Origin of the sequence: Nocardia sp. NPDC003269, from assembly GCF_042888005.1 — a bacterium.
In the GTDB taxonomy this organism is placed as follows: Bacteria; Actinomycetota; Actinomycetes; order Mycobacteriales; family Mycobacteriaceae; genus Nocardia.
The window spans coordinates 849,924-875,475 of sequence record NZ_JBIAPA010000002.1 but is presented as its reverse complement, the minus strand read 5'-3'; the positions used below and the strand labels follow the sequence as shown (position 1 = coordinate 875,475).

Genomic DNA, 25,552 nt, shown 5'->3' with positions numbered 1-25,552 from the left:
AACAGGGGCCCGGCGGCGTCCGTCGCCGGCCGGAGCCCCATTCTCACCGCGTGTTCGTCGCCCGATCTCGATCTTTACGGGGTGTTGACGGCTTTGGCCCCGGCCTTGACGGCTTCCGCACACCCGATCGGGGCGCCCCCGCGTCAACAGGCCGTAAAGGCCGCGCCGCCCGGCGCTAAGGAGTCGTAAGGAACCCACGCCGCGCCCCGTTCCGGCGTTTCACTCACCTTGGCGCTCCACCTCGGAGCGCAAGGAGGTTGGAAATGTCTGTCGTGGTGTTCACGGTGCTCACCGTGGCGATCTTCGCGCTGCTGGGCGTGATCCAGCGAGGGGTGGAGAAGCTGTGATCGCGAACCTTGTCGGTCTGGCTCTGGCCGTCCTCGTCGCCGTGTACATGGTCGCGGCGCTGCTCTTCCCCGAGAGGTTCTAGGTGAACACGACAACCGCGGGGATCGCGTTCGTCGCGGCCCTGGTCATCACGCTGGCCCTGGTGCATGTGCCGCTCGGCGACTACATGTACCGGGTCTACAGCAGTGACAAGCACTCCCGCGCCGAGCGGCTGATCTACCGCGCCATCGGCGCGAAACCCGAGGTCGAGCAGACCTGGCCGATCTACGCCCGCAGCGTGCTGGCGTTCTCGGCGGTGAGCATCCTGTTCCTGTTCTTCTTCCAGCTGGCGCAGGGCGCGCTGCCGCTGCACCTGAACGACCCGGGCACCGAGATGACCCCGGCGCTGGCCTGGAACACCGCCGTCAGCTTCGTCACCAACACGAACTGGCAGAACTACTCCGGCGAGTCCACCCAGGGTCACCTGGTGCAGATGGCCGGTCTGGCGGTGCAGAACTTCGTCTCCGCGGCCGTCGGCATGGCGGTCGCGGTGGCGCTGGTGCGCGGCTTCGCCCGCCGCCACACCGGTGAGCTCGGCAACTTCTGGGTCGACCTGGTGCGCGGCACCCTGCGGATCCTGCTGCCGATCGCATTCGTCTTCGCGATCGTGCTGATCGCCGGTGGCGTCATCCAGAACTTCCACCTGCACGATCAGGTCGCCCAGACCATCGGCGGCGCCCAGCAGACGCTCACCGGCGGGCCGGTCGCCAGCCAGGAGGTCATCAAGGAACTGGGCACCAACGGCGGCGGCTTCTACAACGCCAACTCCGCGCACCCGTTCGAGAACGCGAGCACCTGGACGAACTTCCTGGAGATCTTCCTGCTGATGGTGATCGCCTTCTCGCTGCCGCGCACGTTCGGCCGGATGGTCGGCAGCACCAAGCAGGGTTACGCGATCGTGGCGGTGATGGGCACGATCGCGCTGATCAGCATCGGGCTGACCAACCTGTTCCAGCTGCAGCACCACGGCACCGTGCCGACCGCGATCGGCGCGTCCATGGAGGGCGTGGAAACCCGCTTCGGCGTGGCGAATTCGGCCAGTTTCGCGGCGTCGACCACCCTCACCTCGACCGGTGCGGTGAACTCGTTCCACGACTCCTACACCAGCCTCGGCGGCATGATGACGATGTTCAACATGCAGCTGGGTGAGGTGGCGCCCGGTGGTGTCGGCTCCGGTCTGTACGGCATGCTGATCCTCGCCGTGATCACGGTGTTCGTCGCGGGCCTGATGGTCGGCCGCACGCCCGAGTACCTGGGCAAGAAGATCACCCCGCGCGAGATCAAGCTGGCCGCCTCCTACTTCCTGGTGAGCCCGCTGATCGTGCTGATCGGCACCGCCATCGCGATGGCCATGCCCGGCCAGCGCGCGAGCATGCTCAACGGTGGCCCGCACGGCCTCTCGGAAGTGTTGTACGCCTTCACCTCGGCGGCCAACAACAACGGTTCCGCCTTCGCCGGTCTCACCGGCAACACCGAGTGGTTCAACACCGCGCTCGGCCTGGCGATGGTGTTCGGCCGGTTCCTGCCGATCATCTTCGTGCTGGCGCTGGCCGGTGCGCTGGCCCAGCAGGGCACCACTCCCGCGTCGATCGGCACGCTGCCGACGCACCGGCCGCAGTTCGTCGGCATGGTCGTCGGCGTGACCGTGATCCTGGTCGCGCTCACCTTCCTGCCCGCTCTCGCGCTCGGGCCGCTCGCCGAAGGAATTCACTGACATGACCAGTCCCACCCTCGAAACACCGGCCGCGCCGCGGCCAGAGCACCGGACCAAGGGCGTACAGAAGGGCGTCCTGGATCCGAAGCTGCTGCTCACCTCCCTCCCGGACGCGCTGCGCAAGCTCGACCCGCGCACGCTCTGGAAGAACCCCGTGATGCTGATCGTCGAGATCGGCGCGGTGTGGTCGACCATCCTCGCGATCGCCGATCCGAGCTTCTTCGCCTGGGCGATCGTGGTCTGGCTGTGGCTCACCGTCGTGTTCGCCAATCTCGCCGAGGCCGTCGCCGAAGGACGCGGCAAGGCGCAGGCCGACACCCTGCGCAAGGCCAAGACCGACACCGTCGCCCGGCGGCTGGCCGACTGGACCCCCGGTGGCCGCATCGTCGAGGAGCGCGTCGCCGCTCCCGAACTTCGCCGCGGCGACTACGTGGTGGTCGAAGCCGGTCAGGTCATCCCCGGTGACGGTGACGTCGTCGAAGGCATCGCCTCGGTGGACGAATCGGCCATCACCGGTGAATCCGCGCCGGTCATCCGCGAATCCGGCGGCGACCGCTCGGCGGTGACCGGCGGCACCACGGTGCTCTCGGACCGGATCGTCGTGCGGATCACCCAGGAGCCGGGCGCCAGCTTCATCGACAAGATGATCGCGCTCGTCGAGGGCGCGAGCAGGCAGAAGACGCCGAACGAGATCGCGCTCAACATCCTGCTGGCCGCGCTCACCATCATCTTCGTGTTCGCGGTGACCACGCTCCAGCCGCTGGCCATCTTCGCGAAGGCGAACAACCCCGGCGTGCCGGACACCTCGGCGCTGGATGTGCACGGCATCACCGGCATCGTGATGGTGTCGCTGCTGGTCTGCCTCATCCCGACCACCATCGGCGCGCTGCTCTCGGCCATCGGCATCGCCGGCATGGACCGGCTCGTGCAGTGCAATGTGCTGGCCATGTCGGGTCGCGCGGTCGAGGCCGCGGGCGACGTGAACACCCTGCTGCTCGACAAGACCGGAACGATCACCCTCGGCAACCGCCAGGCCGCCGAATTCGTGCCGATGCCGGGTGTTCCCGACGACGAGCTGGCCGACGCGGCACAGCTGTCCAGCCTCGCCGACGAGACGCCGGAGGGGCGCTCGATCGTCGTGTTCGCCAAGCAGACGTTCAACAAGCGGGAACGCTCGGCGGGCGAGCTGCCCGGTGCCACCTGGGTGGAGTTCACCGCGCAGACCCGCATGTCGGGCGTCGACCTCGCGGACGGGCACCAGCTGCGCAAGGGGGCAGCCGGTGCCGTCACCGAATGGGTTCGCGCCCAGGGTGGTGCGGTGCCCGAGCAGGCCTCGGTGATCGTCGACGGCATCTCCGCTTCGGGCGGCACGCCGCTGGTGGTCGGTGAGGTCAAGGACGGCACCCCGCGACTGCTGGGCGTCATCCACCTCAAGGACGTCGTCAAGCAGGGCATGCGGGAACGCTTCGACGAGATGCGCCGCATGGGCATCCGCACGGTGATGATCACCGGCGACAACCCGTTGACCGCCAAGGCGATCGCGGACGAGGCGGGCGTGGACGACTTCCTCGCCGAAGCGACGCCGGAGGACAAGCTCGCCCTGATCAAGAAGGAACAGGACGGCGGCCGCCTGGTCGCGATGACCGGCGACGGCACCAACGACGCCCCCGCCCTGGCCCAGGCCGACGTGGGCGTGGCGATGAACACCGGCACCTCGGCCGCCAAAGAGGCGGGCAACATGGTCGATCTGGACTCGGACCCGACCAAGCTGATCGAGATCGTCGAGATCGGCAAGCAGTTGCTGATCACCCGCGGCGCGCTGACCACGTTCTCCATCGCCAACGACATCGCCAAGTACTTCGCCATCATTCCGGCGTTGTTCGTGGCGCTGTTCCCCGGCCTGGACGCGATCGACATCATGCGCCTGGCCAGCCCGCAGTCGGCGATCCTGTCCGCGGTCATCTTCAACGCGATCATCATCGTGGCGCTGATTCCGCTGGCGCTGCGCGGTGTCGACTACCGGCCGAGCAATGCCTCGAAGCTGTTGAGCCGCAACCTGACGATCTACGGGCTCGGCGGCATCATCGCGCCGTTCATCGGCATCAAGATCATCGACCTGCTCGTCCAACTCCTCCCCGGGATGTCCTGAAATGCGTATGTCAACCTGGATCCGCCAGCACCTGGCCGCCCTGCGCGCCCTGCTCGTGCTGACCGTGATCACCGGAATCGTGTATCCCGTCGCGGTGTTCGCGGTGGCCCAGCTGCCGGGACTGAACGACAAGGCCGACGGCTCGCTGATCGAGCGCGACGGAAAACTGGTGGGCTCCAGCCTGATCGGGCAGTCGTTCACCGACGCCGACGGCAAGGCCACGACGCAGTACTTCCAGAGCCGCCCGTCGGCCGCGGGCGACGGCTACGACCCGCTGTCCACCGCCGCGAGCAACCTCGGCCCGGAGGACATCGTCGACACGGCTGCCCGCACCAGCCTGCTCACCACCGTGTGCGCGCGCTCGAAGGAGGTCGGTGACCGTGAGGGGGTCGACGGCGCCCGTCAGTTCTGCACGAAAGACGGTGTCGGCGCGGTGCTCTCGGTGATCGGCCCGCGCGATGCCGACGGTGACGTGTCGCGGCCGGTACAGGTCGTCAGCGTCAACGAACTCTGCCCGACGCAGCCGTTCCTGGCCACGTTCCGCGGCGTCGCCGTGGAATGCGCGAAGGAGGGCGAGGACTACTCGGTCGGCCGGATCATCCCGATCCTCGGCGACGCCCCGGTCGACGCGGCGGTGCCCGCGGACGCGGTCACGGCCAGCGGCAGCGGCCTGGACCCGCACATCTCCCCCGAGTACGCGGCCATCCAGGTCGAGCGGGTGGCGAAGGCGCGTGGGATCACCGCCGATCAGGTGCGCGAGCTGGTGGCGGCCCATACCGCCGGGCGCACACTCGGGTTCCTCGGTGAGCCGCGGGTGAACGTCGTCGAGCTCAACCTCGCGCTGGACGAACGCTTCCCGTTCCAGGGCTGAGCACCACCGCGCGACATTCGGGGCCGGATCCGTACGGATCCGGCCCCGTTGCCGTCTACTGCTCTTCGTCGGTGATCAGCGCCCACCCCTCGGGCAGCCCGTGCACGGTCACCGCCGACCCACAGACCTCGAGGTCGACCGTGACGTCACCGAGCCGGAACTCCGAGAGCCGCACACATCCCCACGCCTCCGGCACCTGCGGCCGCACGGTCAGGGTCTTGGCGGGCACATCGGGGTCGAGCCCGAGGAACGAGCGCACGAGCAGCAGCGGCGCGGCACTCGCCCACGCCTGCGGCGAGCACGAGGTGGGATAGGGCACCGGCGCCGCGAAACGGGCCCGCGGGAAGCCGCAGAACAACTCGGGCAGCCTGCCGTCGAACGCGGCGGCAGCGTCGAGCAATCCGCCCGCCAGCTTCGTCGCCAGCGCCACCGCGCCCGGCACATGCTGGTACCGCATCAACCCGGCGACCGCGATCGCCGTGTCGTGCGGCCACACCGACCCGCAGTGATAGCTCATCGGGTTGTAGGCGCCCATGGTCGAGGCCAGCGTGCGCAGGCCGAAGCCCGAGTCCATCTCGGCCCTGGCCAGGTTCGCGATCAGGCTCTCGGCGTGTTCGTCGGTGGCGATTCCCGACCACAGGCAGTGCGCCGCGTTGCTGGTCAGCGCGTCGACCTGGCGCTTGCTGCCGTCCAATGCCACGGCGTACCAGCCGCATTGGGGTAGCCAGAACTGTTCGGCGAACTTGGTCCGCAGTTCGGCGGCCCGCTCGCGCATGCGGGTGGCCAGGGCCGGATCGTCGAACTGATCGGCCAGTTCCGCCCGGGCCAGATACGCCGCGTACACGTACCCCTGCACCTCGCAGAGCGCGATCGGCGCCTGCGCGATGTGGCCCGCGGCGTCGTTGATCCCGTCGAAGCTGTCCTTCCAGCCCTGGTTGATCAATCCGCGATCGGTGGCGCGCACGTACTCGACGAAGCCGTCGTCGTCGCGGTCGCCGAAATCGGTGATCCAGCCGATCGCGGCGTCGGCCGCGGGCAGCAGGGTGGCGATCGAGGCCGGCTCGGCGCCCCAGCGCAGGCACTCGGCCAGCAGCATCACGAACAGCGGTGTGGCGTCGACGGTTCCGTAGTAGATCTGGCCGCCGAGCACCTGCCCGACCGCGGGACCACGCCGCATCTCGTGCATGATCCGGCCCGGTTCCTCCTCCACCAGCGGATCGACCGTCTGGCCCTGCAATTCGGCCAGCTGCTGGAGCGTGCCGAGGGCGAGATCGGTCTCCAGCGGCAGCGACATCCACGCCGTGAGCAGCGAGTCCCGGCCGAACAGCGTCATGAACCAGGGCGCGCCCGCGGCGACGAACGGCCTGCCGGTGCCGGAATCGGTGTGGATCTGCAACGCGCCCAGGTCGCTCTCGCTGCGGCGCAGGATCTGGTTGAGCAGCCCGGAATCGGCGCTGATGTCGGTGGCGGTGGCCCGCCAGGCCTGGATCTTGCGCACCGGCTCGCTGGCCCGGTAGCGCTCGCCCGGGGTACCTTGGGTCTGCGGGCGCTGCGCGGCGCCCGCCGGTTGCGCGGTGATCTCGGTCTGCCAGCGGCCGCCCGCGGGCACGACGACGCGCCAGATCATGGTGCCGGGCAGCACCATCGGCTCCACCGTCGAGGTGAGCGCGAGCCCGCGCGACAGGTCGGCCCGGTCGTGCAGCAGCAGTTCGCCGTCGGAGGTGGTCATCTCCGCGCGGCGGCCGCCCATCCGGCCTTCCTTCACCGAGAACAGGTCGACGAAATCGGCGTCGACGTGCAGCTCGAGCACCACCGCGGTGGCCTCGCGGCTCATGTTCTCCAGGGTGATCAGCTCGTGCATGCCCTCGGCGACGAGCCGGTCGCGCACGACCAGCAGGGTGCTGTCGGCCCGGCCCTGCTGCGGCGGCCTGCGCAGCACGAACCGCGCGGCGAAGGCCTCCGGGCTGAGCACCGACAGCGGCTCGGGCCGCTTGCCGTCGATCATCAGCTCCCAGCGCGAAATCACCCGCGCGTCACGGAAGAACAGGCCCTGCGGCTTGCCCGGCTCGATGTCACCGAGCCGGTCGGACAGGCAGAAGGTGCCGCCTTCGACGAGGGTGACGTTGCCGCCGTTGCCGCCGAGCCCCGCGGGTTCCCCCGCGTTGAGCGGGCTCGGCGACGACGCGTTGTTCAGGCTCATCCGCGCCCGCTGACCGCCGCCCCGACCGGCATCGGCATGGTGAAGGCGTTGCCGTAACCGATCGTGGTGCGGGCCAACAATTGCCGGTACACCTGCTCGTAGCCGCCGCCGAGGGTGTCGGCGCCGAAATTCGCTTCCACGTGTGCCCGGCAGGCCGCCGGATCGAAGGTCGCGACTTCGGCGATGGCGGCGGGCAGCTCGTCCGGTTCCTCGCAGATCCGCCCGGTGACGCCGTCGACCACGACCTCGGCCACCGCACCACCGCGCAACGCGACCACCGGCGTTCCGCAGACCATCGACTCGATCATCACCATGCCGAACGGCTCCTCCCAGCGAATGGGGAACAGCAGACACCGTGCTCCGGACAACAGTTTACGCTTGGCCGCCGCGTCGGCGAGGCCGAACACATGATCGGCGTCGGTCAGCCGCGGTCGCACGTACTCCTCGAAGTAGGCCTTCTCCGGTGGCTCGGAGCACTTGCCCGCCAGGATGAGCGGGATGCCCGCCGCGTGCGCGGCGTCGAGTGCCAGATGGGGGCCCTTGTCCATGGTGAAGCGGCCGAGGAACAGCGCGTAGTCCTGCTTCTCGGTCGCGAACGGCCACAGGTCCGGCCGCAGCGCGTTGTGCACGCGGCCCGCCCAGGGCAGTTCGGGCGCCAGTTCGCGCTGCCGGTCGCTGATCGCGACGAGCGAGCATTCCTCGCCCAGTTCGCGGTAGTAGCGGTAGCAGTCGTCCTGCACCGGCCCGTGCACGGTCACCACGGTCGGCAGGCCGAGATTGGCGTACGCCGGGGCGTTGAGCGGGCCGGCGAAGGTGTGATCGTGCACCAGGTCGATCCCTTGGGTCTCGGCCAGGCGCTCGATCGCGCGGCGCACCCGCAGCGCGTGCACCACCTCGGGGAACGGATCACCGAGTCGTTCCGGGACGATCCGGTCCCACAGCGGGACGAAATCCGCCTTGGTACCCGGCTCGCCCGCGCCGAACAGGGTGACGTGATGGCCGCGCTCGCACAGCGAGTCGACCAGATCGGCGACGACGGCTTCCACGCCGCCGTAGGCCTTCGGGGGAACATCGAAATACGGTGGAACAACCATCGCGATCCGCAGTGGGCCGCCGTTGTGCTCGATCGCATAGAGATCGGACGTGGAGAACCCGGTCGGCGACATTGCCGACGTATCTGCACTCATGACCTTCCTTCCAGGGACACAACCTCGCAACACTTGCGCGAACAAGAGATGGCCGCCTCGGCGGGGGTGGAGACGAGAGCTTCACCGCCGTCCATGGGGCATGGTTGGCCTGGCCAAGCGGGAAGCGCACCACGCGGGTGCCCGCCTGAACAGAGGGGCCGTAGTGGAACGTACCCCGCTACCGGAGAGTAAACCAGTGGGTTGCTGGCAAAACGTGTCGGCGATTCCTTGACGAGACAGGAGATTCCGCCGTCAGGGGCGGTCTACGGCGTACAGAATTTCGGTTCCACCGGGTCGACACATGGGATGTTGCCGAACTCGGTCATGGTGAGCCTGGCCTTACCCCGGGTCAGGTAGTCGAGGAACTGCGCGACCAGCGAATCACCGGCGATCGGACCGTGCGTGTAGGCGTATTCCACGCCGGTGAAGCGGTAGGCACCGGACCGGATCGTCTCCGGCGTCGGGCGCACCCCGTCGATCGTGACCGCCGCGACCCCGTCGGCGATCGCCGAGGTCTCCAGATACCCCACCGCGCCAGGAATTTTGGCAACGAACATAGCCACTTCGTCGGTGACATCGACCTCGCACTGCTCGCCGCCCACGGCCATGCCGACGCAGCTGGTGTAGCGGAACACCTTGCGGTTGTCCTCGAGCAGCCGCGATTCCAGCGCGCGCCGGGTGCCCGAGCCCGCGGTCCGGTCGATCAGGACCACGGGGAGATCGGGTCCGCCGATCTGGCTCCAGTTCTTGATGTTTCCCCGGTACAGGTCCCGGATCTGCTGGGTCGAGAGGTCTTTCAGCCCGACCCCGGGATGCACGACGAGCGAGAACGAGCCAAGGGCCAGCGGGAGTTCGGTGAGCGCCGCGAACGAGGTTCCCTTGGCGCCGTCACCGATCGCGAGCATGCCCGGCGTCGGTCCGGCCTTGGTGATCGCGCGCAGGCCCGGCTCGGTGCCGGTGAAATCGAAGCTGAATCGCGCTCCGGTGCAGGTCTTCTCGTAGTTCCCCGCGGCCGCGCGGATCATCGGCGCCATGGCGGTCGAACCGACGACGGTCAGCTCGCCCGCGGCGCAGTCCCGCGGGGGTGGATCACCGCGCAGCACCGTGGCCAGCAACTGCACCATCACCACCAGGGCGAGGAACACGCTCAGGCCGAGCAGGGCGGGTTCGCGCCGGGAGCGGCTGGTGGTCTCGACGAATCGGCCGCCCTTGAGGCTGCCCGCCTTGGTCACCACCTTCGCCGCGTTGATGTCCTGCGGATCGGGCGCCGGACCGGCGAGCACGGCCAGCACCTTGTAGTGCTCACCGCGTTCGAGCCGTTCGCTCGGCAACACGATCCGCGCGGCATTGTCCGCGCCGACGCCGGCGGCCAGCTCCCGCAGGGCGTCGCTGAGCGCGGTCACCGAGTGTCCGGTGCGGGTGACCCGCTCGGTGACCTCGAGCGCACGGATCGTGTGGTGCGGGAACAGCAGTCGCGGACTCTCGCCGACATAGTCGTCGGCCTCGATCGCCGTGGAGCCGTAGTTCTCGATCCGGATCAGCACCACCGACACCGGATCCGCGGTCGACGTGCCGCCCTGGGCCGTCGCGCCGTTCGGGTCGGCGAGCTGGATCCGGCTGGCCGGCGTATTCATCTGCACGCGGTAACCGAGGCGCTTGCGGCCGACGAAGACGAACTCCCGCAGGAACGCCGCCGTCGCCACGAACAGACCGAGCACCGACAGCACGATCTCGACCGGGAACTCGCCCATCGGCTCCCCTCCCCCACCCGGATACCTGTCTCCGCCTGTCTATCAGGCGGATCCGACATCGCGGCGCCCGGCGCCGGTTGTTCGGCGAGTCTTCACCCGGTGGTCGTCGCGCACCAGGTCAGCAGCTCGTCGACCGGCCAGGTATTGATCACCCGGTCGGCCGGGACACCGTGCGCCAGTGCGCGTTCGCAGCCGTATCCCTGCCAGGCCAGCTGGCCGGGTGCGTGCGCGTCGGTGTCGATGCTGAAGTGGCAGCCCATTTCGACGGCGAGGTCGATGAGGCGCCCTGGTGGGTCGCGACGTTCGGGTCTGCTGTTGATCTCCACGGCGGTGCCGTATTTCCGGCAGGCCTCGAAGACGAGTTCGGCGTCGAAGCTGGACTCGGGGCGGGTGCCGCGGCTGCCTTCGACGAGGCGGCCGGTGCAGTGGCCGAGGATGTCGACATTCGGGTTCGCGACGGCGTAGACCATCCGTTTGGTCATGGTGGCGCTGTCGTCGCGCAGGTGTGAATGCACACTGGCGACAACGACATCCAGCCGTTCGAGCAGCTCGGCGCGCTGGTCGAGGGTGCCGTCGTCGAGGATGTCGACCTCGATGCCGGTGAGGATGCGGAAGGGCGCCAGCTGCTCCTGGAGTTCGGCGATCACGTCGAGCTGGCGCAGCAGCCGGTCGGCGGACAGGCCGTTGGCGACCTTCAGCCGTGGCGAATGATCGGTCAGCGCACAGTATTCGTGCCCCAGCGCGGCGGCGACCCCCATCATCTCCCCGATCGGGCTGCCGCCGTCGGACCAGTCCGAGTGGGTGTGCAGATCGCCGCGCAGCACCGTGCGCAGCGGGTCGCCCGCCGGGCCGATGGGTTGCGCGGCGCCGCGCAATTCGGCCAGGTAGTCGGGAACCGCACCGGCGCACGCCTGTTCGATGACGGCGGCGGTCTTCGGCCCGATCCCGGCCAGCTCGCGCCAGCTGTGCTCGCGCGCCCGCGCGGCCTGCTCGGACTCGGACAGCCCGGCGACGATATCGGCGGCGCGGCGATACGCCTTCACCCGGTGGGTCTCCGCACGGGATCGCTCGAGCCAGAACCCGATCTCCCGCAGGGCCGCCACCGGGCCCGGACCCGCTGCCGTCACCGTGCGCTACCTGATCCGGCCGTACTTGAGGAACGCGACGCCGTCGGCGTACACCCGGCTGGTGATCACCCGGAAGCGTTCCGGCTCCGGCAGTTTCGCGCCGCCGCCGAACAGCGGCCGACCGGTCCCGAGCACCACCGGATGCAGCTTGAGGAACACCTGGTCGATCTCGGGCAGCAGCGCCTGGGCCAGCTCACCGCCACCACAGAGCCAGATCCCCAGTCCCGCTTCGCGTTTGAGCGCGCGGACGGCGGAGATCGGGTCGGCGGTGATCAGCTCGACCCCGGGCGCCGGCGATTCCGGCAGCGTCGTGGACACCACGAACTGGCGCAGGTGCTCGTAGGGGCTGGCGGTGCCGGTGCGCACGCCGAAGTCGTGCGTCTTGCGGCCCATGATCACGGTGTCGAAGTAGACGTTGCCCGCCGCGATGCCGCGCGCCTCGCGCACCTTGGTCGGCAGCGTCTCGGGGTACTGCGAGATGATCGCGGGCCCGTGATCGCCGCCGACCGGGAAGAAGTCCAGGGTCCCGTCCTCGGCGGCGATGAATCCGTCGATCGTCGATGCCACGAAATAGGTCAGCTTGCGCATAACGTCCTCCTGCACGGACCCGGTCCGATACGACCTGTCAGGAGAAACGGTAGCGTGCCCGGATCAGCGGCGGCGAGGCTTCCGCTGACACTTCGGGCAGGAAAACGACGAGCGATTCATGAATTGCTCACGGATCAGCGGCGCGCCGCACCGGTCGCACGGCTCGTTCTCGCGGCCGTAGGCGGCCAGTGACCGGGAGAAATAGCCGGACTCGCCGTTCACATTCACATACAGCGCGTCGAAGGAGGTACCGCCGACGGCCAGCGCCTCGCTCATGACCGCGGTGACGCCGTCGAGCAGCCGGCGCACCACCGGCCGGGAGAGTTCGGCCGCCACCCGCGTGCCGTGCAGACCCGCCCGCCACAGCGCCTCGTCGGCGTAGATGTTGCCGATGCCCGACACCACGGTCTGATCGAGCAGCACCCGCTTGATCTCGGTGTTCTTGGCCCGGATCGCCGCCACCACGGCCTCGGCGTCGAAACGCGGGTCCAGCGGATCGCGGGCGATGTGGGCGACGGAGTCCGGGACGACGGTGCCGTCGACCTCCACGAGGTCGGCCAGCGCCCAGCCGCCGAAGGTGCGCTGATCGACGAAGCGCAGCTCGCTGCCGTCACCGAGGGCGGCGCGGATGTGGGCGTGCTTCTCGACCGGGGCGCCGGCGGGCTGCACCAGCATCTGCCCGCTCATGCCCAGGTGGACGACCAGGGCGGTCTCCGGCTCGTCGAAAGTGAGCCACAGGTACTTGCCGCGGCGCCGCGCGTCCTCGATCTTCAGGCCGGTGAGGCGGGCCGCCAGGTCGGCGCCACCCGCGAGGTGCCTGCGCACGGCCCGGGGATGGGTGACGGTGACGGCGTCGATCGCCCGGCCGACCGCATGATCGGCCAGACCGCGCCGCACCACCTCGACTTCGGGCAGTTCGGGCACGGTCAGGCTTCGGTGGTTTCGGTGGTTTCGGTGGCCGAGGATTCGTCGGTGAGTGCCTTGTAGGCGGTGCCCGCGGCCTTCTGCTCGGCTTCCTTCTTGGACCGGCCGACACCCTGCCCGTACGGACGACCGGCGATCACCGTGGTCGCGGTGAACTCCTTGTTGTGGTCCGGGCCGGTGGAGGTGATCTCGTAATTGGGCACGCCGAGCCCGCGCTCGGCGGTGAGCTCCTGCAGGCTGGTCTTCCAGTCGAGGCCAGCGCCCATCCGGGGGCCGCGCTCGAGCAGTTCGGCGAACAGCCGCAGCACGACGCCACGGGCCACCTCGATGCCGTGCTCGAGATGCACGGCGCCGAGCAGGGACTCCATGCCGTCGGCGAGGATGCTCGGCTTGTCGCGGCCGCCGGTGAGCTCTTCGCCCTTGCCGAGCAGCAGGTACTGACCGAGTCCGCCGTCGCCGAGACCACGCGCCACCTCGGCGAGCGCGTGCATGTTCACCACACTGGCGCGCAGCTTCGCGAGCTCACCCTCGGACTTGTCCGGGTGCTCGGTGTAGAGGCGCTCGGTGATGCTCAGGCCGAGGACCGAGTCGCCGAGGAACTCGAGGCGCTCGTTGGTCGGCAGACCGCCGTTCTCGTACGCGTACGACCGGTGCGTCAGCGCGAGGCGCAGAAGCTCCGGTCGTACGTCGACACCGAGGGCGGTGAGCAGGCTGGCGTGATCGGCCGAACCTGCGGTTTCTTTGCTCGCTGTCACGAATCAGACAGCAGAGGTGACCTGGCGGCCCTTGTAGGTGCCGCAGGACGGGCACGCGATGTGCGGGAGGGTCTTCTCACCGCAGGCACGGTTCGGGCAGGTGACCAGGGTCGGCGCGGCGGCCTTCCACTGGCTGCGCCGCGACCGGGTGTTGGAACGGGACATCCGGCGCTTGGGAACAGCCACGGCTACTTCTCCTCTGTGTTTTCGCTGGCCACGTGGGCATCGTTTGCCACGGGAGCGGATCGGTCTGGGGTGGTGGAACCCTCGGCGGGGTCGCCGGTGCCGGGCGCCTCTGCGGCGAAACTCGCCAACTTGGCCCAGCGAGGGTCCAGTATCTCATGCCCATGATCAGGACCCGCAATCGCCATCCGCACACCGCACTCGGGGCACAGGCCCGCGCAGTCCGGGGTGCACAGCGGCTGCAGCGGAAGCTCCAGCCCGATGGCGTCGAGGATCACCGGCTCGAGGTCGATGAGGTCGTCTTCCATGCGGTAGACCTCGTCGTCCTCGGTCGTCTGCTCGGTGGTGCTGTCCGGATACGCGAACAGCTCCGTCAGACGAATCTCGACCTGGTCGTCGAACGGTTCGAGGCAGCGCGAGCACTCCCCTACCGTCGGCCCGGAAACCGTGCCGGTGACCAGCACACCCTCCGAGACGGCCTGCAACTGCAGGTCGAGTTCCACCACGGCGTCGGCCGGGATGGCGATCAGGTCCAGACCCAGCCGCTCATGGTCGGTGACGGTACGCCGCAGCTCCCGCATGGTTCCCGGCCTGCGGCCGAGACTGCGGACATCCAGCACGAAGCCCGCGTCGGACACAGGACCACTGGTCTTGTGCGGACGCGACGGCGAACCGGAAGCGGCGGGCATCACTGACTCACTTACTTCTGAGGGGATTTGGGCAACCACTCAACAGTACGGCAGGACCCCGCCCGAACTCAAAACGCGACCGCGCGCTCAGCGCCGGTGGTCGGCCGCGTATTCCGGGTATTCGGCGGACTGACCGCCGCGCATCTGCTGACGGCCGCGGGTGATCGTGCGCCGCGTCGTGTTCAGCGTCTCCTCCATCTCGGCGAGCCTGCCGCCGAAATCGGCCATCTGCTCGTCGACGTAGTCGTCGCACTCGGCGCGCACCCGGTCGGACTCGGCCTGGGCGCTGTCGATAAGGCGCGCCGACTCCGCGTGCGCGGCCCGCACGACCTCGGTCTGCGCGACCAGGCGGGCCTGCTCGGCCTTGCCGTCGGCGACCGAGCGCTCGTAGGAGTCCTTGCCCGCCTGGATGGCCCGGTCGGCGTCGATCTGGGCGCGGCCGGTGAGCTCGTCGTACTCGGCGTTGCCGTCGGCGATCACCTGATCGGCCTCGGCCTGCGCGGTCGCGACCAGGCGATCGGCGTGGGTGGTGGCCTCGGCGACCATCCGGTCGGCGTGTGCCTTGGCATCGGCCAGGATGCGGTCGGCCTCGGCGCGGGCCTTCTCGATGGTGGTGCGCGCCTGCTCGTTGGCGGAGGTCACCGTGGTCTCGGCGCCGGTACGGGCGTCGCCGACGATCTTGTCGCGATGATCGAGGACGTCCTGGGCGTCGTCGAGCTCACCGGGCAGGGCGTCGCGGACGTCGTCGAGCAGTTCGAGGACATCGCCGCGCGGCACGATGCAGCTGCGGGTCGGCGGGATGCCGCGCGCCTCTTCGACGATGGCGACCAGTTCGTCGAGTGCTTCGAATACGCGATACATGCTCACTACCCTCCTGCTTCCTCACGGCGAAACCACTACCGCCGTGGCCCAGTGTGCCCGTCGGCGGCGCGTGTTCCGAATGTCGTCGCGGTGTGTCGCGAGAGTGTCCTAGATCGCACAGATATCAAGTGGAGTGAATCCCTCCACTTCCGCTACCATCGGTAGGCACGACATCGCCGTCCGCCGGGAAGCACTGCACCTTTTTTGCTGTTGTACTCCTCGACGCCTTTCACAGGATCGGAGTCGACCATGACCGTTCTGGAAACACCGAGAAACCCGGTGCTGCACGTTGCGGGCATGTTCGCTCCCTGGGCGGGTCCGTTCCCGCTCGTGGCGCCGGTCGAGCCCGCTCCCGCGCTGCGCCCGCGGTTCGACAAGACCCTGGCCTACCTGCGCGGCGACCGCGCACTCCCCCAGCTCATCCGCTTCGCTCTGGTCGGCGGCTCCAGCAATATCGCCTACGTGCTGCTGTTCTTCGCCATGCACGGGGTCGGCCCGCTGATCGCCAATGTCGCCGGTTCGGTCGTCAGCACGATCATCGCCAACGAACTGCACCGTCAGCTCACCTTCCACGCGGCCGACCGGGTCACCTGGTTCACCGCGCAGTGGGAGGGCGGCGGACTGGCCCTGCTGGGCCTGGGCATCACGACGGCGAGCCTGGCCGCCCTCGGGGTGTGGGCGCCCGGCCTGGGCGACAGCGTGCAGGCCCTGGCCGTGCTCGCCATCACCGCCGCGGTCGGCGGGATGCGCTTCCTCGCCCTGCGCGGCCTCGTCTTCTAGCCCCGACGCTCGGCCAAGCGGTCGAGGAGGCGCTTGTGGACGGCGGGCGGGAGCATGTCGCTGACGTCGCCGCCGTAGGCCGCGACTTCCTTGACCAGCGAGCTGGACAGGAAGCTCAGGGACGGGTTGGTGGCGATGAAGAAGGTGTCGACGCCGGCCAGTTTGTGGTTCATCTGGGCCATCTGGAGCTCGTAGCCGAAGTCGCCCGCGTCGCGCAGGCCCTTCACGATCGCGCCGACACCCTCCTGCTTGGCGAAATCGACCAGCAGGCCCTGCCAGGACGCGACCCGCACGTTGGGCAGGTGGGTGACCGATTCGCGCAGCAGTTCCATGCGCTCGTCCACGGTGAACATGCCCTGTTTCTTGGGGTTCACCATGACGGTGATGATCACCTCGTCGAACTGCGCGGCCGCACGGGCGAACACGTCGAGGTGACCGTTGGTGACCGGGTCGAAGGAGCCGGGGCACAGTGCTGCAGCCATGGTTCAGACGCTAGCACCGAATTCGGCGAGCTCGATTCTGGTCTCCCCGTACTTGCGCGGCTTCAGCGGCGCATAGCCTGCGGGCCAGGCGATCTCGGGTGAGCGGATGGACCGCTCGACGATCACCAGCGCGTCGGGCGCGAGCCAGCCGTTGGCCGCCAGCGCGGTGAGGTCGGCGATCACGTCCTCGGTGCTCACGTCGTACGGCGGATCGGAGAAGACCACGTCGTAGGTGCCCGGCGCGGCGTGCGCCAGCACCGTGCCGACCGTGCCGAGGCGCAGTTCCGCGCCGGGCAGGCCGAGCTCGGCGATATTGGCGCGCACGACCGCGGCCGCCTTGCGGTCGGCCTCGACGAGCAGGGCGTGCGCCGCCCCGCGCGAGAGCGCTTCCAGGCCGAGCGCGCCCGAACCGGCGTACAGGTCGACGACCCGCGCGCCGTCCAGGTCCAGGCGCGCGTCGATCGCGCTGAACAGCGCCTCGCGCACCCGGTCCGAGGTGGGCCGGGTACCGGCGGGCGGCACCTTCAGCCGCCGCCCGCCCGCCGTACCCGCGACGATGCGCGTCATTCCGACTCGCGCGCTGCCAGTTCCACCAGCAGATCGCCGCCCTCGACCTGCTGCACCTTGGCGGTCGCGATCCGGCCGACGATGCCGGCGCGCGGCGCGGTGATGGCCGCCTCCATCTTCATCGCCTCGATGGTGCCGACGGTGTCGCCCGCGTGGATCTCGTCGCCCTCCGACACCGCCAGCGTGACGACACCGGCGAACGGCGCCGCGATGTGGCCGGGGTTGTTCTTGTCGGCCTTCTCCGCGGCGGGCACCTCCGACGCGATCGAGCGGTCCCGCACCGCGATCGGGCGCAGCTGCCCGTTCATGATGCACATGACCGTGCGCATACCCTTCTCGTCCGGCTCGGAGATCGCCTCGAGCCCGATGAGCAGCGTGACGCCCTTCTCCAGCTGCACCCGGTGCTCCTCGCCGCGGCGCAGACCGTAGAAGAACTGGTTCTCCGACAGGCCGGTGGTGTCGCCGTACTTCTCCCGGTGCGCCTGGAACTCCGCGGTCGGGCCGGGGAACAGCAGGCGGTTGAGGGTGTGGCGGCGCTCGGCCGAGGTGCCGTCGAGACCGGCCTGGTCGGCCGCGGTCAGCGGGGTCTCCGGCTTGGGCTCGCTGCGCCCGGCCAGCGCCTTGCTGCGGAACGGCTCGGGCCAGCCACCGGCGGGCTCGCCCAGCTCACCGCGCAGGAAGCCGATCACCGAGTCGGGGATGTCGTAGCGGCCCGGATCGGCGGCGAAGTCCTCGATGTCGACGCCGGTGCCGACCAGCGCCAGCGCCAGGTCACCGACGACCTTCGACGACGGGGTCACCTTGATCAGGCGGCCCAGCAGCCGGTCGGCCGCGGCGTACTTGGCCTCGACCTCCTCGAACCGGTCGCCCAGGCCGAGCGCGATCGCCTGCTGACGCAGGTTCGACAGCTGACCGCCCGGGATCTCGTGGGTGTACACGCGCCCGGTCGGCGCGGGCAGACCCGACTCGAACGGCGCGTACACCTTGCGCAGCGCCTCCCAGTACGGCTCCAGATCGCAGACGTTCTGCAGGTTCAGGCCGGTGTCGCGCTCGGTGTGCGCGGTGGCGGCGACGATCGCCGACAGCGCGGGCTGCGAGGTGGTGCCCGCCATCGCGGCCGAGGCGCCGTCGACCGCGTCGGCGCCCGCCTGCCACGCGGCCAGGTAGGTCGCCAGCTGCCCGCCCGGGGTGTCGTGGGTGTGCACGTGCACCGGCAGATCGAAGTTGCTGCGCAGCGCGGTGACCAGCTTCGCCGCCGCGGGCGCGCGCAGCAGACCGGCCATGTCCTTGATCGCGAGCACGTGCGCGCCCGCGTCGACGATCTGCTCGGCCAGCTTCAGGTAGTAGTCGAGCGTGTAGAGCGACTCGTTCGGGTCGAGCAGGTCACCGGTGTAGGACAGCGCGACTTCGGCGATGGCCGTGCCGGTTTCACGCACCGCGTCGATGGCCGGGCGCATCTGGTCGACATTGTTGAGCGCGTCGAAGATGCGGAAGATGTCGATGCCGGTGGTCGCGGCCTCGGAGACGAAGGCGCGGGTGACCTGCTCCGGGTACGGCGTGTAGCCGACGGTGTTGCGACCGCGCAGCAGCATCTGCAGACAGATGTTCGGCACGGCCTCACGCAGCGCGGCCAGCCGCTCCCACGGGTCCTCGTGCAGGAAGCGCAGCGCCACATCGTAGGTCGCGCCGCCCCACGCCTCGATCGAGAGCAGTTCCGGGGTCAGCCGGGCGACGTGCCCGGCCACGCCGAGCAGGCCGTTGGTGCGCACGCGGGTCGCCAGCAGCGACTGGTGCGCGTCGCGGAAGGTGGTGTCGGTGACGCCGAGCGCCTTCTGCTCGCGCAGGGCGCGGGCGAACCCGTCCGGGCCGAGGGCGAGCAGGCGCTGGCGCGAGCCGTCCGGCGGCGGCAGGGTCAGGTCGGCGGCGGGCAGCTTGTCGTACGGGTACACCGTGGTCCGGCGGTCGCCGTGCGGCTTGTTGACGGTGACGTCGGCCAGGTAGCTCAGGATCTTGGTGCCACGGTCGGCCGAGCCGCGCGAGGTCAGCAACTCCGGTCGCTCGTCGATGAACGAGGTGGTGACCCGGCCCGCCTGGAAGTCCGGATCGTCGAGCACCGAGAGCAGGAAGGGGATGTTGGTCGTGACGCCACGGATGCGGAACTCGGCGAGCGCGCGCCGGGCGCGGGCGGCCGCGGCGGGCAGGTCGCGACCGCGGCAGGTCAGCTTGACCAGCATCGAGTCGAAGTAGGCGCCGATCTCCGCGCCCAGGTTCGCGCCGCCGTCGAGGCGGATGCCCGCGCCGCCGGGGGTGCGGTAGGCGGTGATGCGGCCGGTGTCGGGGCGGAAGCCGTTGGCCGGGTCCTCGGTGGTGATGCGGCACTGCAGCGCGGCGCCACGGATCGACACCGTGTCCTGGCTCAGGCCCAGGTCTGCCAGGCTCTCGCCGGACGCGATGCGCAGCTGCGACTGCACCAGGTCGACGTCGGTGATCTCCTCGGTGACCGTGTGCTCGACCTGGATGCGCGGGTTCATCTCGATGAAGACGTGGTTGCCGCGCTCGTCGAGCAGGAACTCCACCGTGCCCGCGTTGCTGTAGCCGATCTGGCGAGCGAAGGCCACGGCGTCGGCGCAGATCCGTTCGCGCAGTGCGGGATCCAGGTTCGGCGCGGGCGCGAGCTCGATCACCTTCTGGTGGCGGCGCTGCAGCGAGCAGTCGCGCTCGAACAGGTGCATGACATTGCCGTGCTGGTCGGCGAGGATCTGCACCTCGATGTGGCGCGGGTTCACCACGGCCTGTTCGAGGAACACGGTCGGATCGCCGAAGGCCGACTCGGCCTCGCGCGAGGCCGCCTCGATCGACTCGCGCAGCTGCTCGGGCGCGGCCACGCGGCGCATGCCGCGACCGCCACCACCGGCGACGGCCTTGACGAAGATCGGGTATTCGAATTCCCGCGAGGCGGCCAACAGCGCGTCGATGTCGGCGGACGGCTCGCTGGACTTCAGCACCGGCAGCCCGGCGGCCTTGGCGGCGGCGATGGCGGTGGCCTTGTTGCCCGCCATCTCGAGCACGGCGGCCGAGGGACCGATGAAGGTGATGCCCTCGCGCTCACAGGCGGCCGCGAGGTCGGGGTTCTCGGACAGGAAGCCGTAGCCGGGGTAGATCGCGTCGGCGCCCGCGCTCTTGGCCGCGTCGATGATCGCCTCGATGGACAGGTACGCCCGGACCGGGTGCCCCTCCTCGCCGATCTGATACGACTCGGCCGCCTTCAGCCGATGGACGGAGTTGCGGTCCTCATGGGGGAACACCGCGACCGTTCCGATGCCGAGTTCGTATGCCGCGCGGAAGGCGCGAATGGCGATCTCACCACGATTGGCGACCAAGACTTTCGAGAACATTGGACCACGGTACCCGGCCGCGACCGCAGCACTGTCACGCAAGGTGGCTTCGCAGCAATCTTCACATCGCACACCCGCCCACCTGCGAAGTTGCGTTCATCGAGCCGTCACATCTCACCGCGGCGGCAGGCCTGCGGTGCGCCGCCGAAGCGCAGGTCACGCGGGCCGCGCCGGGCGGGGTGGTCGCGGCGGCCCGCGCCGAGGCCCTATGCTTGGCGGCGCAGCTGGTTCGCCTGCGCGGTGGAAGAGTCGGAGCCCCGACCTCCCGCGCCGGTGTCGAAGCCCGGGCACACCGTGCCGGGTGAAGAGGGAACCCGGTGGGAATCCGGGACTGTCCCGCAGCGGTATGCAGGAACGACCGCCGTCATCAGCACTGGGCACGATGCCCGGGAAGCGACGGCCAGTAGGTCGGTCGATCACACGACCGGTGCCCGCGAGTCCGAAGACCTGCCGACTGTGCCGGATACGCCGTATCCGGCGGCCACCGCCTCGTGGATCGGGCGCGCGGACCACCTGTGCCGACCCGTCGTGTCCTCACGACGGGTTCCTCCGGTGTCGGCGTCGCCCGCGAAAGGCGTCGGCTCTCCCCGCACGACACTGGAGAATCTCCGTGACTGTTTCGCACTCCCCGTTCACCGCGACGGTTCTGGGCCTGCCGCGGGTCGGCCCGCGCCGGGAACTCAAGCGCGCCACCGAGTCCTACTGGGCAGGCCGGCTCGGCGCCGAGGACCTGCACGCCGTCGGGCGCATGCTGCGCACCGTGCAGTTCGCCGCGTTGCAGGCGGCCGGACTGGATTCGGTGCCCGTCGGCACCTTCTCCTACTACGACCAGATGCTCGACACCGCGGTCCTGCTCGGTGCGCTGCCGCACCGGGTGGCCGAGATCGCCGACCCGCTGGACCGCTATTTCGCGGCCGCGCGCGGTACCGACACCATCGCGCCGCTGGAGATGACCAAGTGGTTCGACACCAACTACCACTACCTGGTGCCCGAGATCGACGCGGCCACCACGTTCACCCTGCACCCGGAGCAGCTGCTGACCGAGCTCGCCGAGGCGATCCAGCTCGGCGTGCAGGCGCGGCCGGTGGTGATCGGCCCGCTGACCTTCCTGAAGCTGGCCAAGTCCGCCGACGGCGCCGCGCTGGACCGGCTGCCGGAACTGCTGCCGCTGTACCTGGACCTGCTGGCGCGCCTGGCCGCGGCGGGCGCGCAGTGGGTGCAGATCGATGAGCCGGTGCTGGTCACCGATCTGACCGAGGCCGAGATCGAGCTGGTGCGCGAGACCTACGCCGCGCTGTCGGCCGCGCCGGACCGGCCCGCGATCCTGGTCGCCACCTACTTCGGGCACCCCGATGCCGCGCTGACGGCGCTGGCGGACACCGCAATCGACGGCGTCGCGCTCGATTTCACCGCCGGTACCGAGACGTCCGCGATCGCCGGGATTCCGGCGCTGGCGGGCAAGCTGCTGGTCGCCGGTGTCGTCGACGGCCGCAATATCTGGCGCACCGACCTCGACGCCGCGCTCGCCACGCTCGGCGCCCTCGGCGGCGAGGTGGCCGTGTCGACGTCCTGCTCGCTGCTGCACGTGCCGTACTCGCTGACCCCGGAGACCGGGCTCGATGACCAGCTGCGGTCGTGGCTGGCCTTCGGCGCCGAAAAGGTCGGTGAGGTGCGGGTGCTCGCGACCGCGCTGGCCGAGGGCACCGGCGCGGTCGCCGCCGAGCTGGCCGCCGCTCGCGCCGCGGCGCGGACCCGACGCACCGACCCGCGCCTGCACGACGACCGGGTCCGCGCCCGGCTGGCCGCGCTCGACGACGCCGACCTCACCCGCTCCCCCGCCGACGAGCGCCGGGCGGCGCAGCGCGATCACCTGGACCTGCCGGTGCTGCCGACCACCACGATCGGCTCCTACCCGCAGACCTCGGCCATCCGCCTGGCCCGCGCCGCGCTGCGCACCGGCGAGATCGACGAGGCCGAGTACGTGCGCCGGATGCGCGCCGAGATCGCCGACGTGATCACCCTCCAGGAGCGGCTCGGCCTGGACGTGCTGGTGCACGGCGAGCCGGAACGCAACGACATGGTCCAGTACTTCGCCGAGCTGCTCGACGGTTTCGCCGCCACCGAGGCGGGCTGGGTGCAGTCCTACGGCACCCGCTGCGTGCGTCCGCCGATCCTGTTCGGCGATGTCTCCCGGCCCGCGCCGATGACGCTGTCGTGGATCGGCTACGCCCAGTCGCTGACGGCCAAGCCGGTCAAGGGCATGCTCACCGGTCCGGTGACGATCCTGGCGTGGTCGTTCGTCCGTGACGATCAGCCGCCGGCCGACTCGGCCCGCCAGGTCGCGCTGGCGATCCGGGACGAGACGGTCGACCTGGAGACCCAGGGCGCCCGGATCATCCAGGTCGACGAGCCCGCGCTGCGCGAGCTGCTGCCGCTGCGCGCGGCCGATCAGCCCGCCTACCTGCGCTGGTCGGTGGACGCGTTCCGGCTGGCCACCGCCGGGGTCGCCGACACCACCCAGGTGCACACGCACCTGTGCTACTCGGAGTTCGGCGAGGTGATCTCGGCGATCGCGGGCCTGGACGCCGACGTCACCTCCATCGAGGCGGCCCGCTCGCACATGGAGGTGCTCGACGACCTGAACGCGGCCGGATTCGCGCTCGGGGTCGGCCCCGGCGTCTACGACATCCACTCGCCGCGGGTGCCCTCGGTCGAGGAGATCACCACCTCGCTGTCGGCGGCGCTGACAGCGGTTCCAGCCGAGCGGCTCTGGGTGAACCCGGACTGCGGTCTCAAGACCCGCGGCCCGGTGGAGGTCGAGGCGTCGCTGCGCAATCTGGTGACGGCGGCCGCCGCGCTGCGCTGATACAGCTCTGCCCCGGACGGCGCGATCCGTCCGGGGCAGGGGGTGCGGGCCGCGTCGTCCGCGATGAGGGGCGGACGACGCGGGCCGGTTCAGTGGCGTGTGGCGGGCACCGGGCGCTGGTCGACGCCGCGATACTCCGACAGCGGCCGGATCAGCGCGTTCGCGGCCGACTGCTCCGCGATGTGCGCGGTCCAGCCGGTGATCCGGCTCATCACGAAGATGGGGGTGAACATCTCGATGTCGAGGCCCATCAGGTAGTAGGCGGGTCCGGCGGGGAAGTCGAGATTCGGTGCGATGCCGGTCCGCTCGGCCATGGCCGCCGCGAGCGCGTCGTACATCCGCACCCACCGCTGTTCCCCGGTCACCGCGGCGACCTCGTCCAGGGCGGCCTTCATCGTGGGCACCCGGGAGTCGCCGTCGCGATACACCCGATGCCCGAAACCCATCACCTTGCGCCGCGCGGCCAGCGTCTCGGCCACCCAGGCGGCGGCCCGCTCGGGGTCACCGATCTCGAGCATGGTGTGCATGACCGCCTCGTTGGCACCGCCGTGCAGCCTGCCCTTCAACGCGCCGATGGCCGCGGTGATCGCGCTGTACATGTCCGAGCCGGTGGAGGTCACCACCCGGGCGGCGAAGGTGGAGGCGTCGAAACCGTGCTCGGCGTACGCGATCGGGTCCAGGCCGCGCCGCCTGCGCATCGCGGCCGCGATCACCGTGGGCAGCAGCGCGGTCAATCGCAGTGCGGCGGCGAGCCTTTCCCGCTCGCCGACGTTCTCGGAGGCGGCGTCCTCGGTGCCGAGGAAGCTCACGACCACCTTGGAGATGCTCGTCGTGTCGACCACCACGCCCGCCAGCCCCTTGGCGATGGCGCTCGATGCGTCTGTCCACTGGTCATGGTCACTCACCCACTGTGAAATCGAAGATGCCGGAGTCGAATTCGTTGTAGCGCTGGTAGCCGAGCAGTTCGTAGAGCCGGGACCGGTGCTGCATGCGGTCCAGCAGGGCCGATTGGGTACCGGCCGTGGCGATCTCGCGCAGGCCGTCCTCGATCGCGCCCATCGCCAGCCGGTGAAGATCAGGTCGGCGCCGGCGTCGGCGTACGCCTCGGCCCGGTCGATCGCCGCGTCCAGCCCCTCGATGGCGCGCGCGTCCGTGCGGGCGCAGAGCACGAAGCCCGGATCGCGGCGCACCGCCACGGCCGCCCGGATCCGGCGCACCAGATATATAGGGAAGCGAGTGGTCGAGGGTCTCGCGGCTGGCGCGCGGGTCGAACTTCTGCGGGTCGCCGGAGCCGGTGCCGATCACGTAGTGCGTGTGATGGCTGGTGTGCAGCACGATCGAGGCGATCCGGGCGGTGTCGGCGATCCGCGCGTGCAGCCTGCGCGCGAGGTCGATCGGGGCCTGGCTCTGGTATTCGGCCGAGTGCTCCTTGGTGTAGCTGTCGCCTGGTAGATGGTCTCGGCGTCCAGCCCGAGCAGGGTGCCGATGCCCGCCGCGGCCGACGGGCCGAGATGGGCGACATGGTCGATCTTGTGCTCGTGCAGGCAGATGGCGCGCACCAGGTCGATCTGGATCTCGTAGCCGGTGGCCAGCCCGCGGATCAGCTCGGCGCCGCTGCGCCCGGCGTGCTGGGCGACGGCCAGGATCGGCGGGATGTTGTCGCCGGGATGGGAATACTCGGCGGCCAGGAAGGTGTCGTGGAAGTCGAGCTCGCGCACGGCCACCCCGTTGGCCAGCGCCGCCCACTCGGGGGAAAAGCGCTGCGCGCCCGGCAGTCCGAACACGGTGGCGCCGTGCCGCGACGAGTGCGCGGGCAGCGGGTGCGCGCTCGCCTGCGCCCTGGCGGTCCGCACCGGGCCGCGCAGGACCGAGGCCGCGGCCACCGCGGCGTTGTCGATGATCCGGTTGACGATCATGTCGGTGACCTCGCCGGATACCGGCACGGGGTCGGTGGCCACCTCCGCCACCAGGGTGGCCAGGTGCTGCGCGCGGGGGAACTCCTCGGCGGCGCCGACACTGCGAACGATATGGGTCTTCACTGATCCTCCGATTCCAGCCGGTCGATCCCAGCCACAG

General features: G+C 69.9%; 22 protein-coding genes, 1 pseudogene and 1 riboswitch. Of the genes and pseudogenes, 7 read left to right on the top strand and 16 right to left on the bottom strand.

Annotated elements, in window-relative coordinates; genetic code table 11:
- Positions 1 to 263 precede the first annotated feature (263 nt).
- Genes ACFYWJ_RS14420 through ACFYWJ_RS14400 form a run of 5 tightly spaced genes read left to right on the top strand, consistent with a single transcriptional unit; the run spans position 264 to position 5,121 of the window.
- Positions 264 to 347 carry a potassium-transporting ATPase gene (locus ACFYWJ_RS14420; RefSeq protein ID WP_110035904.1) on the top strand — a complete coding sequence of 28 codons (84 nt, stop codon included), beginning with the start codon at positions 264 to 266 and terminating at the stop codon, positions 345 to 347.
- A complete protein-coding gene (locus tag ACFYWJ_RS14415) occupies positions 344 to 430 on the top strand; it encodes a potassium-transporting ATPase subunit F (RefSeq protein ID WP_110035905.1) in 87 nt (28 codons plus the stop codon). The genes ACFYWJ_RS14420 and ACFYWJ_RS14415 overlap by 4 nt, the downstream gene beginning before the upstream one ends.
- A complete protein-coding gene (gene kdpA / locus ACFYWJ_RS14410) occupies positions 431 to 2,101 on the top strand; it encodes a potassium-transporting ATPase subunit KdpA (RefSeq protein WP_355280473.1) in 1,671 nt (556 codons plus the stop codon).
- 1 nt (position 2,102) lies between these two features.
- Positions 2,103 to 4,250, top strand: a complete 2,148-nt coding sequence (gene kdpB / locus ACFYWJ_RS14405) for a potassium-transporting ATPase subunit KdpB (protein WP_355280471.1) — start codon at positions 2,103 to 2,105, stop codon at positions 4,248 to 4,250.
- 1 nt (position 4,251) lies between these two features.
- A complete protein-coding gene (locus ACFYWJ_RS14400) occupies positions 4,252 to 5,121 on the top strand; it encodes a potassium-transporting ATPase subunit C (protein ID WP_355280469.1) in 870 nt (289 codons plus the stop codon).
- A 55-nt stretch (positions 5,122 to 5,176) separates the two neighbouring features.
- Here the strand turns inward: ACFYWJ_RS14400 and ACFYWJ_RS14395 are convergent, their stop codons facing one another.
- From ACFYWJ_RS14395 to ACFYWJ_RS14350, 10 genes are all read right to left on the bottom strand, one after another.
- Positions 5,177 to 7,321: a glycogen debranching N-terminal domain-containing protein gene (locus tag ACFYWJ_RS14395; RefSeq protein WP_355280467.1), complete on the bottom strand. Its 2,145-nt coding sequence runs from the start codon at positions 7,319 to 7,321 to the stop codon at positions 5,177 to 5,179.
- Positions 7,318 to 8,487, bottom strand: coding sequence for a glycosyltransferase family 4 protein (locus ACFYWJ_RS14390; protein ID WP_355280673.1), 1,170 nt, complete (start codon positions 8,485 to 8,487; stop codon positions 7,318 to 7,320). Before ACFYWJ_RS14390 ends, ACFYWJ_RS14395 begins: the two co-directional genes overlap by 4 nt.
- 284 nt (positions 8,488 to 8,771) lie before the next feature.
- Entirely contained in the window at positions 8,772 to 10,259 is a 1,488-nt protein-coding gene (locus ACFYWJ_RS14385) for a substrate-binding domain-containing protein (RefSeq protein ID WP_355280465.1), read from the bottom strand.
- Between the two features lie 92 nt (positions 10,260 to 10,351).
- Positions 10,352 to 11,386 (bottom strand): PHP domain-containing protein, encoded by a 1,035-nt coding sequence (locus tag ACFYWJ_RS14380; protein WP_355280464.1) that lies wholly within the window; start codon positions 11,384 to 11,386, stop codon positions 10,352 to 10,354.
- Between the two features lie 6 nt (positions 11,387 to 11,392).
- Positions 11,393 to 11,974, bottom strand: a complete 582-nt coding sequence (locus ACFYWJ_RS14375; RefSeq protein ID WP_355280462.1) for a dihydrofolate reductase family protein — start codon at positions 11,972 to 11,974, stop codon at positions 11,393 to 11,395.
- 63 nt (positions 11,975 to 12,037) lie between these two features.
- The gene (gene mutM, locus ACFYWJ_RS14370) at positions 12,038 to 12,898 is read right to left on the bottom strand and encodes a bifunctional DNA-formamidopyrimidine glycosylase/DNA-(apurinic or apyrimidinic site) lyase (protein WP_355280460.1); all 861 of its coding nucleotides are present in this window, start codon (positions 12,896 to 12,898) and stop codon (positions 12,038 to 12,040) included.
- Positions 12,899 to 12,900: 2 nt separating this feature from the next.
- Positions 12,901 to 13,653 (bottom strand): ribonuclease III, encoded by a 753-nt coding sequence (gene rnc, locus ACFYWJ_RS14365; protein ID WP_355280459.1) that lies wholly within the window; start codon positions 13,651 to 13,653, stop codon positions 12,901 to 12,903.
- A gap of 3 nt (positions 13,654 to 13,656) precedes the next feature.
- Positions 13,657 to 13,839, bottom strand: a complete 183-nt coding sequence (gene rpmF, locus ACFYWJ_RS14360; protein ID WP_355280457.1) for a 50S ribosomal protein L32 — start codon at positions 13,837 to 13,839, stop codon at positions 13,657 to 13,659.
- A gap of 2 nt (positions 13,840 to 13,841) precedes the next feature.
- Entirely contained in the window at positions 13,842 to 14,525 is a 684-nt protein-coding gene (locus ACFYWJ_RS14355) for a DUF177 domain-containing protein (protein ID WP_355280455.1), read from the bottom strand.
- 87 nt (positions 14,526 to 14,612) lie between these two features.
- Positions 14,613 to 15,386, bottom strand: coding sequence for a DivIVA domain-containing protein (locus ACFYWJ_RS14350; protein ID WP_355280454.1), 774 nt, complete (start codon positions 15,384 to 15,386; stop codon positions 14,613 to 14,615).
- 249 nt (positions 15,387 to 15,635) lie between these two features.
- Between ACFYWJ_RS14350 and ACFYWJ_RS14345 the strand changes: the two genes are divergently transcribed.
- Positions 15,636 to 16,166 carry a GtrA family protein gene (locus tag ACFYWJ_RS14345; RefSeq protein ID WP_355280452.1) on the top strand — a complete coding sequence of 177 codons (531 nt, stop codon included), beginning with the start codon at positions 15,636 to 15,638 and terminating at the stop codon, positions 16,164 to 16,166.
- Here ACFYWJ_RS14345 and coaD read toward each other — a convergent pair.
- Genes coaD through ACFYWJ_RS14330 form a run of 3 tightly spaced genes read right to left on the bottom strand, consistent with a single transcriptional unit; the run spans position 16,163 to position 20,610 of the window.
- Complete coding sequence (gene coaD, locus ACFYWJ_RS14340) at positions 16,163 to 16,648, bottom strand: pantetheine-phosphate adenylyltransferase (RefSeq protein ID WP_355280450.1); 486 nt, start codon at positions 16,646 to 16,648, stop codon at positions 16,163 to 16,165. The genes ACFYWJ_RS14345 and coaD overlap by 4 nt on opposite strands.
- A gap of 3 nt (positions 16,649 to 16,651) precedes the next feature.
- The gene (gene rsmD, locus ACFYWJ_RS14335; protein ID WP_355280449.1) at positions 16,652 to 17,215 is read right to left on the bottom strand and encodes a 16S rRNA (guanine(966)-N(2))-methyltransferase RsmD; all 564 of its coding nucleotides are present in this window, start codon (positions 17,213 to 17,215) and stop codon (positions 16,652 to 16,654) included.
- Positions 17,212 to 20,610 carry a pyruvate carboxylase gene (locus ACFYWJ_RS14330; protein WP_387163192.1) on the bottom strand — a complete coding sequence of 1,133 codons (3,399 nt, stop codon included), beginning with the start codon at positions 20,608 to 20,610 and terminating at the stop codon, positions 17,212 to 17,214. Before ACFYWJ_RS14330 ends, rsmD begins: the two co-directional genes overlap by 4 nt.
- 260 nt (positions 20,611 to 20,870) lie before the next feature.
- A riboswitch (cobalamin riboswitch) is annotated at positions 20,871 to 21,080 on the top strand.
- Between the two features lie 140 nt (positions 21,081 to 21,220).
- Between ACFYWJ_RS14330 and metE the strand changes: the two genes are divergently transcribed.
- Entirely contained in the window at positions 21,221 to 23,476 is a 2,256-nt protein-coding gene (gene metE, locus ACFYWJ_RS14325; RefSeq protein ID WP_355282863.1) for a 5-methyltetrahydropteroyltriglutamate--homocysteine S-methyltransferase, read from the top strand.
- Positions 23,477 to 23,565: 89 nt separating this feature from the next.
- Here the strand turns inward: metE and ACFYWJ_RS14320 are convergent, their stop codons facing one another.
- From ACFYWJ_RS14320 to ACFYWJ_RS14310, 3 genes and pseudogenes are all read right to left on the bottom strand, one after another.
- Positions 23,566 to 24,342 carry a citrate/2-methylcitrate synthase gene (locus ACFYWJ_RS14320; RefSeq protein WP_387163332.1) on the bottom strand — a complete coding sequence of 259 codons (777 nt, stop codon included), beginning with the start codon at positions 24,340 to 24,342 and terminating at the stop codon, positions 23,566 to 23,568.
- A gap of 31 nt (positions 24,343 to 24,373) precedes the next feature.
- Positions 24,374 to 24,535 carry a hypothetical protein gene (locus tag ACFYWJ_RS14315; protein WP_355282883.1) on the bottom strand — a complete coding sequence of 54 codons (162 nt, stop codon included), beginning with the start codon at positions 24,533 to 24,535 and terminating at the stop codon, positions 24,374 to 24,376.
- Positions 24,536 to 24,697: 162 nt separating this feature from the next.
- Positions 24,698 to 25,515 (bottom strand): annotated as a pseudogene (locus ACFYWJ_RS14310) (MmgE/PrpD family protein); the annotation flags it as partial.
- Positions 25,516 to 25,552: the final 37 nt, after the last annotated feature.